Origin of the sequence: Streptomyces sp. P9-A4 (assembly GCF_036634195.1) — a bacterium.
Classification (GTDB): domain Bacteria; phylum Actinomycetota; class Actinomycetes; order Streptomycetales; family Streptomycetaceae; genus Streptomyces.
This window is the reverse complement of the sequence record NZ_JAZIFY010000001.1, coordinates 5,912,075-5,927,526: the sequence shown is the minus strand read 5'-3', so window position 1 is coordinate 5,927,526 and position 15,452 is coordinate 5,912,075. Positions and strand designations below refer to the sequence as shown.

The window sequence follows — 15,452 nt, the reverse complement described above, 5'->3', positions numbered from 1 at the left end:
GAGCCGACCGGCCCAAGGGTGACGCGGGGTGACGGGGTGTCCGTCAGTCGCGGGCGGGCTCCACCGCCTGCGCGCTGTTCTCGAACCGACCGTCGAGCCGCGAGACCAGACCGGTGACCTGGCGGGCGACATCGGGGGCGGTCAGGCCGATCTCTGCGAGCACCTCGCCGCGCGAGGCGTGGTCGAGGAAGCGGGGCGGGATGCCGAAGTCGCGCAGCGGCACGTCGACGCCCGCGTCGCGGAGCGCCTGGGCGACGGCGGAGCCGACACCGCCGACGCGGCTGTTGTCCTCGACGGTGACGACGACCCGGTGGCGCTCGGCGAGCGGGGCGAGGGCCTCGTCGACGGGCTTGACCCAGCGCGGGTCGACGACGGTGGTGGAGATGCCCTGACGGTCGAGCAGGTCGGCGATCTCCAGGCACATGGGCGCCAGGGCGCCCACGGAGACCAGGAGGACGTCGGGCCGGTCCGAGCCGGGCTCGCGGAGCACGTCCATGCCGCCGACGCGGCGCAGGGCGGGGACGGCGGGGCCGACCGCGCCCTTGGAGAAGCGGACCACGGTGGGGGCGTCGGTGACCTCGACGGCCTCGCGCAGCTGGGCGCGGACCTGGTCGGCGTCGCGCGGGGCGGCGAGCCGCAGGCCGGGGACGACCTGGAGGATCGACATGTCCCACATGCCGTTGTGGGAGGCGCCGTCGGTGCCGGTGACACCGGCCCGGTCCAGGACGAAGGTGACACCGCACTTGTGCAGGGCCACGTCCATCAGGACCTGGTCGAAGGCGCGATTGAGGAAGGTCGCGTACACCGCGAAGACCGGGTGCAGTCCGCCGGTGGCGAGGCCGGCGGCGGAGACAGCGGCGTGCTGCTCGGCGATGCCGACGTCGAAGACCCGCTCGGGGAAGGCCTTGGCGAACTTGTCGAGGCCGACGGGCTGGAGCATGGCCGCCGTGATGGCGACGATGTCCCCGCGCTCCTTGCCGAGCTTCACCATCTCCTCGCCGAAGACCGAGGTCCAGTCGGCGCCGGAGGAGGCGATGGGCAGGCCGGTGTCGGGGTGGATCTTGCCGACGGCGTGGAAGCGGTCTGCCTCGTCCTGGAGGGCCGGCTGGTAGCCGCGGCCCTTCTCGGTGAGGCAGTGGACGATCACGGGGCCGCCGAAGCGCTTGGCGCGCGTGAGGGCGGACTCCAGGGCCTCGATGTCGTGGCCGTCGATGGGGCCGACGTACTTGAGGCCGAGGTCCTCGAACATGCCCTGCGGGGCGATGAAGTCCTTGAGGCCCTTCTTGGCGCCGTGCAGGGTCTCGTAGAGCGGCTTCCCGACGACCGGGGTGCGCTCCAGGATGTCCTTGCCGCGGGCGAGGAAGCGCTCGTAGCCGTCGGTGGTGCGCAGGGTGGCCAGGTGGTTGGCGAGGCCGCCGATGGTGGGCGCGTAGGAGCGCTCGTTGTCGTTGACGACGATCACGAGCGGGCGGTCCTTGGCGGCGGCGATGTTGTTCAGCGCCTCCCAGGCCATGCCGCCGGTGAGGGCGCCGTCGCCGATCACCGCGACGACGTGGTCGTCCTTCTTCAGGACCTCGTTGGCCTTGGCGAGGCCGTCGGCCCAGCCGAGGACCGTCGAGGCGTGCGAGTTCTCGATGACGTCGTGCTCGGACTCGGCCTGCGAGGGGTAGCCGGAGAGGCCGCCCTTCATCTTGAGCTTCGAGAAGTCCTGGCGCCCGGTGAGGAGCTTGTGGACGTAGCTCTGGTGGCCGGTGTCCCAGAGGACCTTGTCCTTCGGGGAGTCGAACACGCGGTGCAGGGCGATGGTCAGCTCGACCACGCCGAGGTTGGGCCCGAGGTGCCCGCCGGTCTTGGAGACGGCGTCCACGAGGAACGTCCTGATCTCGTCGGCCAGCTGGTCCAGCTGTTCCGGGGAGAGCCGGTCCAGATCTCGCGGTCCCCTGATACGGGTCAGCAGAGCCACCCGTGCCTCCTTGCGTTTGAGCTGGTCGAGCTTGCCGATTTGTCGAGTCTAATGTTCCGTCCTGGATCGCGGGCATCGGGCCGGGGAGTGAGGCGTCACCCTCACGGCCTACATGTCGCTGATCTGTACGGCTCTGTACGCGCGCGTGCACTGGTCCGGACGCGCCGGTGCACTGCCCCGGACGCGCCGGAGCCCGGCACCGGTTTCACGGTGCCGGGCCGGTGTGACGGGCGTTACGCGCGTCCCGCCGTCTTCTGTGTGCGGCGGGAGACCGAGTCGATGATCACGGCGATGAGCAGGACCGCTCCGGTGATCATGTACTGGATCGCGTTCGAGGACAGGTTCATCTGGTTGAGGCCCTGGACGATCGACTGGATGACCAGGATGCCGAGGAGGGCCGACCAGACCTTGCCGCGTCCGCCGAACAGGGACGTACCGCCGATGACGGCCGCCGCGATGCACATCATCAGCTGGTTGCCGCCGCCGAGGGAGCGGTCGGCTCCGCCGGTCGCGGAGGCGAGGAACAGGCCGCCGATGGCGCCCATGGTGCCGGAGATCATGAAGACCGAGACCCGGATCCACGAGACGTTGATGCCGGCGCGGCGGGCGGCCTCGATGCCACCGCCGACCGCGAAGACCTGGCGGCCGTACGTGGTGCGGCGCAGCACGAAGTCGGTGACGAGGAGGATCACCAGGAAGATCACCAGGGAGAGCGGCAGGCCCTGTTCCTGGTTGAAGCCGTACGCGGCGACGAGGACCAGGACCGCGAGGACGGCGGTGCGCAGGATGATCTCGCTCTGCGGGCGGTGCGGCAGCTCGGCGGCCCTGCGGCGGCGGGAGTCGCGCAGCTGGGCGAGGTAGAAGGCGGCGACGACGACCACGGCGAGGCCGTAGGCGGCGGCGACGTCGGAGAAGTAGTACTTCGTGAGGTCGCCGACGAAGCTGCCGATCGGGGTGGGGATGGTGGAGCGGTCGCCCATCACCCAGGTCTGGAGTCCGGCCCAGCCGAGGAAGCCCGCCAGGGTGACGACGAAGGCGGGCACGCCGATCTTGGCGAAGACCAGACCGTGGAAGGCGCCGAGCAGGGTGCCGGACAGGATGCCGAGGAGGATCGCGAGACCGTCCGGCATGTCCGTGCCGAGGACGCCCCAGACCGCGCCCGCCAGACCCGCGACGGAGCCGACGGCGAGGTCGATCTCGCCGAGCAGCAGCACGAAGACGATGCCTACCGCCATGATGCCGGGGCCGACCGCGTACAGCGTGATCTGGTCGAGGTTGTACGAGGTGATGAAGTTGCCGGTGAGGGCCTGGAAGACGATGCCGATGACGATCAGGCCGACGACGACGGGCAGCGAGCCGATCTCACCGGAGCGGATCTTGCGCTTGAACTCCTCGACGTAACCCTTGAAGCCCTGCTCGCGCACGAGGAGGCGGGGGTCGACGGCGGGGATCGCGGCGGCGGCCGGGGCCTCCTCGCCCGTCCGGGGATCGGGCACGGCGGCCTGGTCGCTCGCGGTGGGAGGGGTCTTGCTCACTTCGCTACCTCCGCGTTGCGGGCCTGGCGGCGGGTCACGGCGTTGTCCGTGGCACCGGTGATCGCGGCGATGATCTCTTCGTGCGTGGTGGTGGCCACCGGGAAGGTGCCGTTGTTACGGCCCAGGCGCAGCACGGCCACGGTGTCGGCGACGGCCTTCACATCGGCCATGTTGTGGCTGATGAGGATGACGCCGAGGCCCTGCTCGCGCAGCCGCTCGACCAGGTCGAGGACCTGGGCGGTCTGCTCGACGCCGAGGGCGGCGGTCGGCTCGTCGAGGATCACGATCTTGGGGTCGCCGACCAGGGCGCGCGCGATGGCGACGACCTGCCGCTGGCCGCCGGAGAGGGCGGCGACGGGGATGCGGACGCTGGGGATGCGGATGGAGAGGGTGGAGAGGAGGTCCTTGGCCCGCTTCTCCATGGCGACCTCGTCGAGGACGCCGCCCTTCTTGATCTCGCGGCCGAGAAACAGGTTGGCGACGACGTCGAGGTTGTCGCAGAGGGCGAGGTCCTGGTAGACGGTCGCGACACCGAGGTTCTGGGAGTCGTGCGGGCGCTGGATCTCGACGCGCTCGCCCTCCCACTCGATGACGCCCTCGTCGATCGGGTGCACGCCGGCGATCGTCTTGACCAGCGTGGACTTTCCCGCTCCGTTGTCGCCGACGAGTGCGACGACCTCTCCTGCGTGGACTTCGAGATCGACACCGGAGAGGACCTGGACCGCTCCGAACCGCTTGAAGATCCCACGCAACGCCAGCACGGGCGTCTGGGACACGTGAACCAACTCCTTCGCCGCCCGCGGGCGGCGGCAATGGCGCGCCGCCTGTGCGGCGCCGAAGTTTCGAGGGGGGCTGGGCTCGTCCGGCCCCCGGACCGACAGCGGGGTCTGGGTCGGCCGGGGGCCGGACGGGCTTGGGGGACGGATCCGGGCGTCGTGCGCCGGCCTTGTTACCGAGGGTCTTCACCCTCTGTACTCGGGGCCGCGGCGCCCGCTTCGGGGGCGCTCCTGCGCGGATCCGTGCCGCCGGGCCCTCGCGGGGCCCGACGGGGGTCGGCCTGGACTACTTCACGCCCAGCGCGGCGCACTTGGCGGCGAGGTCCGAGGTGCAGAGGTCGGCGGCCTTGTAGATGCCGTCCTGGACGACCGTGGACTGGATGTTGGTCTTGTCCACCACGACCGGGTCGAAGAGCGTCGACGGGACGCCGTCGGTCGTGCCCTGGGCGCCCAGGTCCTTGCCCTGGAGCAGGTTCACCGCGAACTTGGCGGCCTCGGGAGCCAGCTGGAGCGGCGACTTGTAGATGGTGAAGGTCTGCGTGCCCGCGATGATCCGCTGGATGCCCGCGACCTCGGCGTCCTGGCCACCCACCGGGATGCCCTTGATGCCGGCGTTCTCGAGGGAGGTGATGACACCGCCGGCCATGCCGTCGTTGGCGGAGTAGACGGCGTTGATCTTGTCCTTGCCGACCGAGGAGATCGCGGCGGACATCTTCTCGCCGGCGATCTTCGGGTCCCACTCGCCGGAGGCCTCGTAGGCGATCTTGCCGACCTTGCCGTCGAGGGCGGTGTGGGCGCCCTTCTTGAACAGACCGGCGTTCGGGTCCTTCTCGTCGCCGTTGATCATCACGACGTTGGCGGTGGCGGCCTTGGTGCCGAGGGCGGCGAGGAGCGCCTTGCCCTGGATCTCGCCGACCTTGTTGTTGTCGTGGCTGACGTAGGCGTCGGCGCCCTTGACGGCACGGTCGTACGCGACGATCTTGACGCCCTTGGCCTTGGCGTCCTTGACCCAGCCCTCGGCCTTGGTCGCGTCGACCGGGTCGAGCGCGATGACCTTGATGCCGTCGGCGATCAGCTGGTCGAACTGCTGCTTCTGCTTGACGACGTCGGAGACCGCGTTGTTGTACACGACCTCGCAGTCGCCGCACGCGGCCTTGACGGCCTTCTCGAACTGGGGCTTGTCCAGGGCCTCGTAGCGCGAGGTCTTGTTCTCCGGAAGGAGCAGGCCGATCTTGGTCGAGCTGCCCTTGTCCGCGCTGTCGTCGCCGCCGGCCTTGCCGCAGGCTGCGAGCGAGAGGGCCATCGAGACCGCGGCCGTTGCTATGACGGCACGACGCGTCACTGCGTTCATGTGGGTTTGCCTCCCTGACGTGGCCGCGACATTGCGGCCGAGGTGGCACGAAGTCAACTCGGCTGCAACGTTGCCGTCAAGAAGTAAATTCTTAACGAGATGACAACGGTGGTGTTCGTTATCTAAGTGAAGGCAAGACGCGAGGCCGGACCCGCCGTCGGCAGGGCGCTCTCCAAAAGGGTCGAATCGCCCATCTCGCTCAGTACGAGGGCGAGGGCGCCCAGTACCTCGGCGCGGCCGCCCAAGGCCCCCTGGACCAGCGAGAGCTGCCGGGCGGCACTGGGGATCGCGTACCGCGAGACGGAGTCCCTGATGGGCGTCAGGACCAGCTCCCCGGCCTCCGCGAGGTCGCCGCCGAGCACCACCCGGCTCGGGTTCAGCAGGTTGCAGAGGTTGGCGATGCCACTGCCGATGTGCCGCCCCACGTCGGCGATCACCCGACGGCAGCCGGGGTCGCCCTCCCGGGCCAGCCGGACGACCTTCTCCATGGTCAGATCGGGGCCGTGGCCCGGCTGGAGCAGCGGCAGCACGTACCGGGCGGCGGTGAAGGTCTCCAGGCAGCCCCGGTTGCCGCAGCGGCAGACCGGGCCCGACTCGTCGAGCGTGATGTGCCCGATCTCGCCCGCGGTGCCGCCGGGCCCCCGGTAGACCCGCCCGTCGATGACGAGCCCGGCTCCGACGCCGCTGGCCACCTTGATGTACGCCAGGTCCTTGACGCCCCGCCCGCTGCCCCAGACCAGCTCGCCGAGCGCGCCGAGGTTGGCGTCGTTGTCGACGTGCACCGGGACGCCGAGCCGGCCGGACAGCTCCTCGGCGGGGTTGATGCCGCTCCAGCCCGGCAGGATCGAGGTCGACCCGAGCGTGCCGGAGGAGACGTCGATCGGTCCCGGTACGCCGAGTCCGACGCCGATCACCTTGTCCCGGCCGATGCCGGTGGCCAGGATCAGCCGGTTGACCAGCTGTTCCGCCCGGTCGAAGCCCTCGGCGGCGGAGGCGTCCACGTCCAGCGGCTCGGCCTCCTCGGCGAGCACCTGGTGGGCGAGGTTGCCGACCGCGACCCGGAGGTGCGTATGGCCGAAGTCGACGCCGATCACGATGCCCGCGTCGCCCGAGAGCGAGACGCTGCGGGCCCGCCGGCCGCCCGCCGAGGTGGGCGTGACATCGACGGTGCCGCCGTCCTTCAGCTCCCGGACGATGTTGGAGACCGTGGCGGCGGACAGGCCCGTCGTCCGGGCGATCTCCGCCTGGGTGAGCGATCCGGCCATGCGCACCGCCCGGACGACCCGTTCGAGATTGGCCCTGTGCAGCGACGTCTGCGACCCCGGAGTCTCCATCGACTCACTCACTCCCACCGTTATCTCCAACATGTGAACCCTAAGGGGACGCTTTCGGCTCGCTCCCCGTCAAGACCTTGAGTGGCGGACGGTACTCCGTCACACGGTGTGACGGAGCGCCGAAGGGCCCCCGCGCGCGGTGCGCCGGGGGCCCTTCGGGCTCTGCGGGAGGGGCCTGCGGGGCCCCGGAGGTCACTTCACGGCGCCGGCCGTCAGACCGGCGACCACCTGCCGCTGGAAGATGATGTACGCGGCGAGCACCGGGAGCATCGCCATCACCAGGCCGGCGAAGAGCCCCGACCAGTCACCCTTGTAGCCCTGGCTGACGGCGAGCTGGACCAGGCCCTGCGAGAGCACCTTCTTCTCCGGCTCGGTGTTGAGCACGGTCGGCAGCAGGTACTGGTTCCACTGGCCGAGGAAGTTGAAGATGCCGACGCTGATGAGGCCCGGCTTGGCCATCGGCAGCATCACCTGGAAGAAGGTCCGGGTGTGCGAGGCGCCGTCCACGAAGGCCGCTTCCGCGACCGAGGTCGGCAGGGTGCGGAAGAAGGCCGTGAGGAAGAAGACGGTGAACGGCAGCGAGTACGCGATGTAGACCACGATCAGGCCGTGCAGCGTGTTGAGCAGGGCCATGTTCTGCATCACGTAGAACAGCGGCACCAGCGCCAGGATGATCGGGAAGCTCATCCCGCCGATGAAGAGGAAGTAGATGAAGCGGCTGCCCGGGAAGTCGAAGCGGGCCAGCACGTAGGCCGCCATCGAGCCGAGGAGCAGGGTGCCGATGAGCGAGCCGCCGACCACCAGGATCGTGTTCAGGAAGTAGTCGCTCATGTGCGCTTCGGTCCAGGCGCGCGACCAGTTCTCGAAGTGCAGCTTGTCGGGCAGCGACCACGGCGAGGTGAAGATCGCCTTGTCGGTCTTGAAGGAGGTCATGACCGCCCAGAGCAGCGGCGTGACGACCATGATCGCCCAGATGATCAGGACGCCGTGCGAGAAGACGTTGAGGGTCGCGCCCTCACTCTTGGACTCCTTGCGGGGCGCGGGCGCCGTCGTCCTGGTGACCGCGGGTCCCGGGCCGCCGGGCCCGCCGGGGGTCTCGACGCCGGTGGTGGCAGTGTCGGTCGTCTTCATCAGAACTCCAGCCGCTCGCGCCGGCCCAGCTTCGTCACGACGGCCGCGAAGGCCAGCGTGAGGACGAGGAGCGCGACACCGATGGTCGTTGCGTAGGCGGCCTGACCGTCCCGGAACGCCTTCTGGTACACGTACAGCGGAAGGACGATGGTGGAGTAGTCGGGCCCGCCGCCGGAGGGACCGACGGTCATGATCTGGACGACGGCGAAGGATTCCGCGCCGAGCGCGAGGATGCCCATGTAGATCCAGCCCGACTGCACGGTGTCCCAGAGCAGCGGCAGCGTGATCTTGAAGAACGTGGTGAACCGGCTGGCGCCGTCGAGCAGGGCGGCTTCGTAGAAGTCCCGCGGAATGGACGCCATGCCGGCCGAGAAGAGGACGACGAAGAATCCGACGGTGGACCAGACGAGAACCACCATCACGCAGATGAGTGCGAGGTCCGGATCGCCGAGCCAGTCGGGCTGGATGCTGCCGAGGCCGACACCCTTCAAAACGGAGTTAATGGCTCCGCTATTGGGGTTGTACGCGAACTGGAAGAGCAGCGCCACGATCGCGATCGACAGCACCTGCGGGAAGAAATAGACGATCTTGTAGAAAGATGATCCGCGCACACCCGCGATGGCGGCACCCCTGCGGCGCCGACCGCCGACATTCAGCATGAAGGCGAAGAAAAGTGCGAGGCCGACGGTCACCAGCGGCAGCACCAGCGCGAGGATCAGACTGTGCTGGAACGACTTCCAGAAGATCTCGTCGTCCAGCATCCGACTGTAGTTGTCGAATCCGACCATCCCGAATTCGGGACTCAGCCCGGTCCAGTCCGTGAACGAGTAGTAGATCGACTGGATGAACGGCCAGATGACGAAGAGCGCGTAGAGCGCGAGGGGGGCCGCCAGGAACCCCACGATGAAACGGTACTTGCCGTGTTGCATTTCCTACCGACCCCGATCTTTCCCGCGCCAGGCGCGCCGCTGCTGCCGCGCGCGAAGTGGCCGGGGCCCGCTCCCGGTCGGCGGGAAGGGGCCCCGGCACTGTCCCACTAGTGCTTGTAGTGCTTGATCGAGGAGTCCTTGGCCGCCTCGTCGGCGTACTTCTGGATCTTCTTGATCGTCTCGGCCGGGGTCGCGCGGCCGGCCATCATCTCGCCGATGCCGGCGACGCCGATCTTCTCCTTCTGGAGGGCGACGTACCAGTCCTGCAGGCGCGGGTTGACGACGTTCTGGCCGGCCTTCTCCAGGGCCGCCACACCGGACTTGAGACCCGGGGACAGCTCGATGCCGTCGGTGCCGCCGTTGAGGGCCGTCAGGGACTTCACGGACTGCGTGAAGTTCTTGGAGGACGACTCGCTGAGCATGATGCGCAGCTGCTCCATGCCGCCCTCGGCGTTGGCCGCCTTCGCCGGGACGATGAAGGGCTCACCGCCGGCCGCCCAGATGGTGCCGAACGGCAACTTGTCCGAGGCGTCGATGCCGGTCGGGGCGGAGACGGACAGGCCGAAGTCGGCCGGCATGGTCTTCGCGGCCTCGTTCTCGACCCAGGAGCCGTTCGGGATGAACAGCGCCTTGCCCTCGGTCCAGGCGGTCTGCGACTGGATGTGGTCCAGGCCGGGCGTGCCCTTGAGGATGTAGCCCTTCTGGACGAGCTCGTAGTACGCCTCGAAGCAGGCCTTGACCGCGGGGTGCTCCCAGGCCTTCGGCTCCAGGTTGTCGATGGCGTCCAGGACCTCGCGGCCACCGACCTTGCCGATCATCGGGTAGAGCGAGAACGGGACGTAGTACGGGTGCTTGCCCGCGTACGTCCAGCCCGCGATGCCCTTCCGCTTGGCCTTCTCGCAGACGGCCAGCATCTCGTCCCAGGTCTCGGGGTACTTCGCGTCGAGCGAGTCGAGGAGCTTCTGCGAGTACCAGACGCCGTAGACGGTGTAGGCGTAGTTGAGAATCCAGCACTGCTCGCCGTCGAACTGGCCCATCTCGACGATGCCGGGCCGCAGGGTGTCGCGGACCTTCTTGGACGGGTCGTCGACGGACGGCGCGTCGAGGAGCGGGGTGAGGTCAGCGAGCTGCTTCTGGCCGACGAGGACACCCATGTCCATCTGCTCGGCGCCCGAGTTGTCGATGAGGTCCGGCGGGTTGCCGCCGTTGAAGCGGGGCTGGAGCGTGGTGGTGATCTTCTGGGTGGGGGTGAACTTGACGGTCGCCTTGGGGTAATTGGTCTCGTAGACCTTGACCGCGTCCTTGGCGTACTGCTGTCCGAATCCGCCGTCGAAGAGGACGAAATCGAGCGGTGCCGACTCGTTCACCCCGAGCGGGTTCTTTTCGGACTTCGTGCCCTTCTCGACCTTTCCGTTGCCACCGCTGTCACTGCTCGCACATGCGGAGAGGAAGCCCATCGTCGGTACGGAGATCAGACCGATAGCGGCAGAACGCTTGATCAGATCGCGACGGCCAAGGCCCTCATTGGTGTGTGCGGAGGTGGATCCCATGCTCAAGTCCTCGCCTTCATTCAGGACTCAGGCGGTGTACCGGTCGCCCGTACTCGCTCGCCACAGGCGAAGGGCCCCGCCACCGCGGTCATTTGCAGCCGGGTCGTGCAGGCGTCGGGCCGTCGTGTGATGGAAACGACTGACTGGACGCCGACAGGTATAGTCCACTTCCCTTCACCTGAGCAAGATCGTAAGCAGGTTTCGACGGCCATCTTTCCCGAGTTGAGACCTCCGGGATAAGCAGGCGCGATCTGCGGCGTTTCGTCCAAGCATTGGCTTCGCAACACTCTTGACAGCACCTCAGAACTACCCGTACTGGAGGCACGACACGACGCTCTCCCCCGCACGTGAACACGAACGAGGCAAAGCAGACATACAGCCGGGATCGAAACAGTTGTGTCACAGACCCCCTGCCCGGTGAAGGTTCTGTAAGGGCGATCCGGGATCATAGAGGTCCCACCGCTTCCCTCCTTCGCGACGGACGCGCGGTGGGACCTGCCTCATTCCACTCGGATCTGGAGTACTACGTGGCCAAGTCTTCTGGCCTGAAGCGCACGGGCTTCCTGTCCCGCGTCACCGTCGCTGCGATCACCGCCGCCCTCGTGGGCACCACCACGGCCGCGGTGGCGGCCGAGACGCCCGGGGCGTCCGCCAAGGCCGTCGGCGCCACCCAGGCGGCGCCCCGCGCCACCACCTTCGCCGCGACCACGGCCTCGGTCACCCCGACCAACGCCCTGTACGGCGTCAACAACGCCGGCGACATCTACGGGTACGGCCTCACCGGCTCCGGTGGCCTCACGGCCTCCGAGAAGACCGGCTACGGCTTCCAGTACAAGAAGTTCGTCACCCAGGCGGACGTCAACAACAACGGCGAGTCGGACGGTGTCTGGTTCGTCGAGAACAACCGCCTGTACTACGGCCCCTGGAGCCAGGACCGGCGTGACCTCGGTGGCGGCTACGGCGTCTACAACCGCCTCTTCTCCCCCTCCAACATCGGCGGCGGGACCGCGGACGACCTGCTCGCCCGCGACAGCGCCGGCGTGCTGTGGCTGTACCTCGGCTACAACAACGGCACCATCGCACCGCGCATCAAGGTCGGCGGCGGCTGGAACGCCTACACCCAGATCACCGGCAAGGGTGACCTGTCGGGTGACGGCAAGGCCGACATCGTCGCGCGCAACGGCTCGGGCGTGCTGTACCTCTACAAGGGCACCGGCAACTACAAGGCGCCCTTCTCCGCCCCCATCCGCATCGGTGGCGGCTGGAACACCTTCAACAACCTGCTGTCCGTCGGCGACATGAACTTCGACGGCATCGCGGACCTGGTGGCCCGCGACGCCGCGGGTGCCCTGTGGCTGTACAAGGGCACGGGCAACGCCGCCGCGCCCTTCCACACCAAGGTCAAGATCGGCACGTCCGGCTGGAACGGCTTCAAGCTGATGTTCTGACCGTCCCCACGGCAACACGAAGGCCCCGCTCCTCTTCCGAGGAGCGGGGCCCTTTTCGTGCTACCGGATCCGGAGGCGTCAGCCGCGGATCAGGTTGCGGAGCACGTACTGCATGATGCCGCCGTTGCGGTAGTAGTCCGCCTCACCGGGGGTGTCGATGCGGACGACCGCGTCGAACTCGACACCGGTGTCGGTGGTGACCTTGACCGTGCTCGGCGTGGTGCCCTCGTTCAGCTCCGTGACGCCCGCGATGGAGAAGGTCTCCTCGCCGGTCAGGCCGAGCGAGTCGGCCGTCTGGCCGGCCGGGAACTGGAGCGGCAGGACGCCCATGCCGATGAGGTTCGAGCGGTGGATGCGCTCGTACGACTCGGTGATGACGGCCTTGACGCCGAGGAGCGCGGTGCCCTTGGCGGCCCAGTCGCGGGACGAGCCGGAGCCGTACTCCTTGCCGCCCAGGATGACCAGCGGGGTGCCGGCGGCCTGGTAGTTCTGCGAGGCGTCGTAGATGAACGACACCGGCGCGCCCTCGACGGTGAAGTCGCGGGTGAAGCCGCCCTCGGTGCCCGGCGCGATCTGGTTGCGCAGGCGGATGTTGGCGAAGGTGCCGCGGATCATGACCTCGTGGTTGCCACGGCGCGAGCCGTAGGAGTTGAAGTCACGACGCTCCACACCGTGCTCGGTGAGGTACTTGCCGGCCGGGGTGTCGGCCTTGATGGCACCGGCCGGGGAGATGTGGTCGGTGGTGACCGAGTCGCCCAGCTTCGCCAGCACGCGGGCGCCGGCGATGTCGGTGACCGGGGTGGTCTCCATCGTCATGCCCTCGAAGTACGGGGGCTTGCGCACGTAGGTGGACTCGGTGTCCCACTCGAAGGTGTTGCCGGTCGGGATCGACAGCGCCTGCCACTGGGCGTCGCCCGCGAAGACGTCCTGGTAGGACTTGTTGAACATGTCCTCGCCGATGGCGTTGGCGACGACGTCGTTGACCTCGGCCTCCGACGGCCAGATGTCGGCCAGGTAGACGGGCTTGCCGTCCTGGTCGACGCCGAGGGCGTCCTTGGTGATGTCCACCTTCATGGAGCCGGCGAGGGCGTACGCGACGACCAGCGGCGGGGAGGCCAGGTAGTTCATCTTGACGTCGGGGTTGATACGACCCTCGAAGTTACGGTTGCCCGAGAGCACCGAGGTCACGGCGAGGTCGTGCTCGTTGACGGCCTTGGAGACCTCCTCCGGCAGCGGGCCGGAGTTGCCGATGCAGGTGGTGCAGCCGTAACCGACGAGGTTGAAGCCGACCTTGTCGAGGTACGGGGTGAGACCCGCCTTGTCGAAGTAGTCGGTGACGACCTTCGAGCCCGGGGCGAGGGTGGTCTTGACCCACGGCTTGCGGGTCAGGCCCTTCTCCACGGCCTTCTTCGCGACGAGCGCGGCGGCGACCATCACGTAGGGGTTCGAGGTGTTGGTGCAGGAGGTGATCGCGGCGACGGTGACGGCACCGTGGTCGATCTCGTAGGTCGAGCCGTCGGGGGCGGTCACCAGGACCGGCTTCGACGGGGCACCGTTCGGGTGGTTCGCCGGGGCGTCGGAGGCCGGGAAGGACTCCTTGCCCACCTCGTCGTCGTCCGCGACGTAGTTGCGTACGTCGACCGCGAACTGCTGGGCGGCGTTCGCGAGGACGATGCGGTCCTGCGGGCGCTTCGGGCCGGCGATGGAGGGGACGACCGTGGAGAGGTCGAGCTCCAGCTTCTCGGAGAAGTCGGGCTCGGCGGCCGGGTCGAGCCAGAGGCCCTGCTCCTTGGCGTACGCCTCGACGAGCGCGACCTGCTGCGCGGAGCGGCCGGTGAGCTTGAGGTAGCTCAGGGTCTCGCCGTCGATCGGGAAGACCGCGGCGGTGGAGCCGAACTCCGGCGACATGTTGCCGATGGTGGCGCGGTTCGCGAGCGAGGTGGCGGCGACGCCCTCACCGTAGAACTCGACGAACTTGCCGACGACGCCGTGCTTGCGCAGCATCTCGGTGATCGTGAGGACCAGGTCGGTGGCGGTGGTGCCGGCCGGCAGCTCGCCGGTCAGCTTGAAGCCGACGACGCGCGGGATCAGCATGGAGACCGGCTGGCCGAGCATCGCGGCCTCGGCCTCGATGCCGCCGACGCCCCAGCCCAGCACGCCCAGGCCGTTGACCATGGTGGTGTGCGAGTCGGTGCCGACGAGGGTGTCGGGGTACGCCTGGCCGTTGCGGACCATGACCGTACGGGCCAGGTGCTCGATGTTCACCTGGTGGACGATGCCGGTGCCCGGGGGGACGACCTTGAAGTCGTCGAAGGCGGTCTGGCCCCAGCGCAGGAACTGGTAGCGCTCCTTGTTGCGGCCGTACTCCAGCTCGACGTTCTCCGCGAAGGCGGAGTTCGTGCCGAACTTGTCGGCGATGACGGAGTGGTCGATGACCATCTCGGCCGGGGAGAGCGGGTTGATCTTCGCCGGGTCGCCGCCGAGCGCGGCGACGGCCTCACGCATGGTGGCGAGGTCGACGACACAGGGGACGCCGGTGAAGTCCTGCATGATCACGCGGGCCGGCGTGAACTGGATCTCCTGGCTCGGCTGGGCCTGCGAGTCCCAGTTGCCGAGGGCCCGGATGTGGTCGGCGGTGATGTTCGCGCCGTCCTCGGTGCGGAGCAGGTTCTCCAGGAGGACCTTCAGGCTGTAAGGGAGGCGCGCGGAGCCCTCGACCTTGTCCAGCTTGAAGATCTCGTACGACTCGTCGCCCACGCGCAGCGTGCTGCGGGCGTCGAAGCTGTTCGCCGACACGACAGTCTCCTTCATCAATGTGCGCGTATTACCGCCATGCTGCCGCCACGACTCCTCGCCGATCCGCTAAGGTAAGGCTTAGTTAGGTAACCCTTACCAGGAGGGCGGCCACGGTGCGCCGTAAGCAGTTATCTCGATGTCGAGATAACTCTAGTGCATCCCCGCCGCGTGGTCATGCCCGGATCCCCCGCGCCGCCGGGGAATCCGCTCGGCACCCGTACGGCCGCCGACGCGTTGCCGGGCCCCCGGGGGCCGTCGACGATCGGAGCATGTTCAGTGGCGCGCATGTGATCCTCTACACCCAGGACGCGGAGGCCGACCGCGCGTTCCTCAGGGACGTCTTCGGCTTCGAGCACGTGGACGCCGGAGGGGGCTGGCTCGTCTTCCGGCTGCCGCCCGCCGAGGTCGCCGTGCACCCCACGACGCACGAACCCCGGCACGAGGTCTACCTCATGTGCGAGGACCTCACCCGGACCCTGACGGAGCTGGAGGACCGGGGCGCCGAGATCTCACGCGCCATCACCGAGCAGCGCTGGGGCCTGCTCGCGGCCGTACGGCTGCCGAGCGGCACCGAACTCCCCCTGTACGAACCGCGTCACCCCACCGCGCTCGGCCTCTCACCCTGACGGCCCACCCCAA

The 15,452-nt window shown here is 68.5% G+C and carries 11 protein-coding genes; 2 read left to right on the top strand and 9 right to left on the bottom strand.

Annotated elements, in window-relative coordinates:
• Window positions 1-43: 43 nt before the first annotated feature.
• The 8 genes from dxs to ngcE form a co-directional block, all read right to left on the bottom strand.
• Window positions 44-1,963 carry a 1-deoxy-D-xylulose-5-phosphate synthase gene (gene dxs, locus V4Y03_RS26640; protein WP_317873195.1) on the bottom strand — a complete coding sequence of 640 codons (1,920 nt, stop codon included), beginning with the start codon at window positions 1,961-1,963 and terminating at the stop codon, window positions 44-46.
• Window positions 1,964-2,196: 233 nt separating this feature from the next.
• Complete coding sequence (locus V4Y03_RS26635) at window positions 2,197-3,498, bottom strand: sugar ABC transporter permease (RefSeq protein ID WP_442809495.1); 1,302 nt, start codon at window positions 3,496-3,498, stop codon at window positions 2,197-2,199.
• Window positions 3,495-4,283, bottom strand: a complete 789-nt coding sequence (locus V4Y03_RS26630) for an ATP-binding cassette domain-containing protein (protein WP_015037000.1) — start codon at window positions 4,281-4,283, stop codon at window positions 3,495-3,497. Before V4Y03_RS26630 ends, V4Y03_RS26635 begins: the two co-directional genes overlap by 4 nt.
• Before the next feature lie 277 nt (window positions 4,284-4,560).
• On the bottom strand, window positions 4,561-5,625 hold the full coding sequence (locus tag V4Y03_RS26625) for a sugar ABC transporter substrate-binding protein (RefSeq protein WP_332436522.1): 1,065 nt from the start codon (window positions 5,623-5,625) through the stop codon (window positions 4,561-4,563).
• Between the two features lie 122 nt (window positions 5,626-5,747).
• Complete coding sequence (locus V4Y03_RS26620; protein ID WP_317873199.1) at window positions 5,748-6,959, bottom strand: ROK family transcriptional regulator; 1,212 nt, start codon at window positions 6,957-6,959, stop codon at window positions 5,748-5,750.
• Between the two features lie 192 nt (window positions 6,960-7,151).
• Complete coding sequence (locus tag V4Y03_RS26615) at window positions 7,152-8,090, bottom strand: carbohydrate ABC transporter permease (protein ID WP_332436521.1); 939 nt, start codon at window positions 8,088-8,090, stop codon at window positions 7,152-7,154.
• A complete protein-coding gene (locus tag V4Y03_RS26610; protein ID WP_056557396.1) occupies window positions 8,090-9,019 on the bottom strand; it encodes a carbohydrate ABC transporter permease in 930 nt (309 codons plus the stop codon). The genes V4Y03_RS26615 and V4Y03_RS26610 overlap by 1 nt, the downstream gene beginning before the upstream one ends.
• A 107-nt stretch (window positions 9,020-9,126) precedes the next feature.
• Complete coding sequence (ngcE, locus tag V4Y03_RS26605; protein ID WP_332436520.1) at window positions 9,127-10,569, bottom strand: N-acetylglucosamine/diacetylchitobiose ABC transporter substrate-binding protein; 1,443 nt, start codon at window positions 10,567-10,569, stop codon at window positions 9,127-9,129.
• 527 nt (window positions 10,570-11,096) lie between these two features.
• Between ngcE and V4Y03_RS26600 the strand changes: the two genes are divergently transcribed.
• Window positions 11,097-12,017: an FG-GAP repeat domain-containing protein gene (locus V4Y03_RS26600; RefSeq protein WP_332436519.1), complete on the top strand. Its 921-nt coding sequence runs from the start codon at window positions 11,097-11,099 to the stop codon at window positions 12,015-12,017.
• 78 nt (window positions 12,018-12,095) lie between these two features.
• Here V4Y03_RS26600 and acnA read toward each other — a convergent pair whose 3' ends face one another.
• Window positions 12,096-14,813 carry an aconitate hydratase AcnA gene (gene acnA, locus V4Y03_RS26595; RefSeq protein WP_317873190.1) on the bottom strand — a complete coding sequence of 906 codons (2,718 nt, stop codon included), beginning with the start codon at window positions 14,811-14,813 and terminating at the stop codon, window positions 12,096-12,098.
• A gap of 269 nt (window positions 14,814-15,082) precedes the next feature.
• On the opposite strand from acnA, the gene V4Y03_RS26590 reads away from it, so the two are divergent.
• The gene (locus V4Y03_RS26590; RefSeq protein WP_317873189.1) at window positions 15,083-15,439 is read left to right on the top strand and encodes a VOC family protein; all 357 of its coding nucleotides are present in this window, start codon (window positions 15,083-15,085) and stop codon (window positions 15,437-15,439) included.
• The last annotated feature ends 13 nt before the right edge of the window (window positions 15,440-15,452 follow it).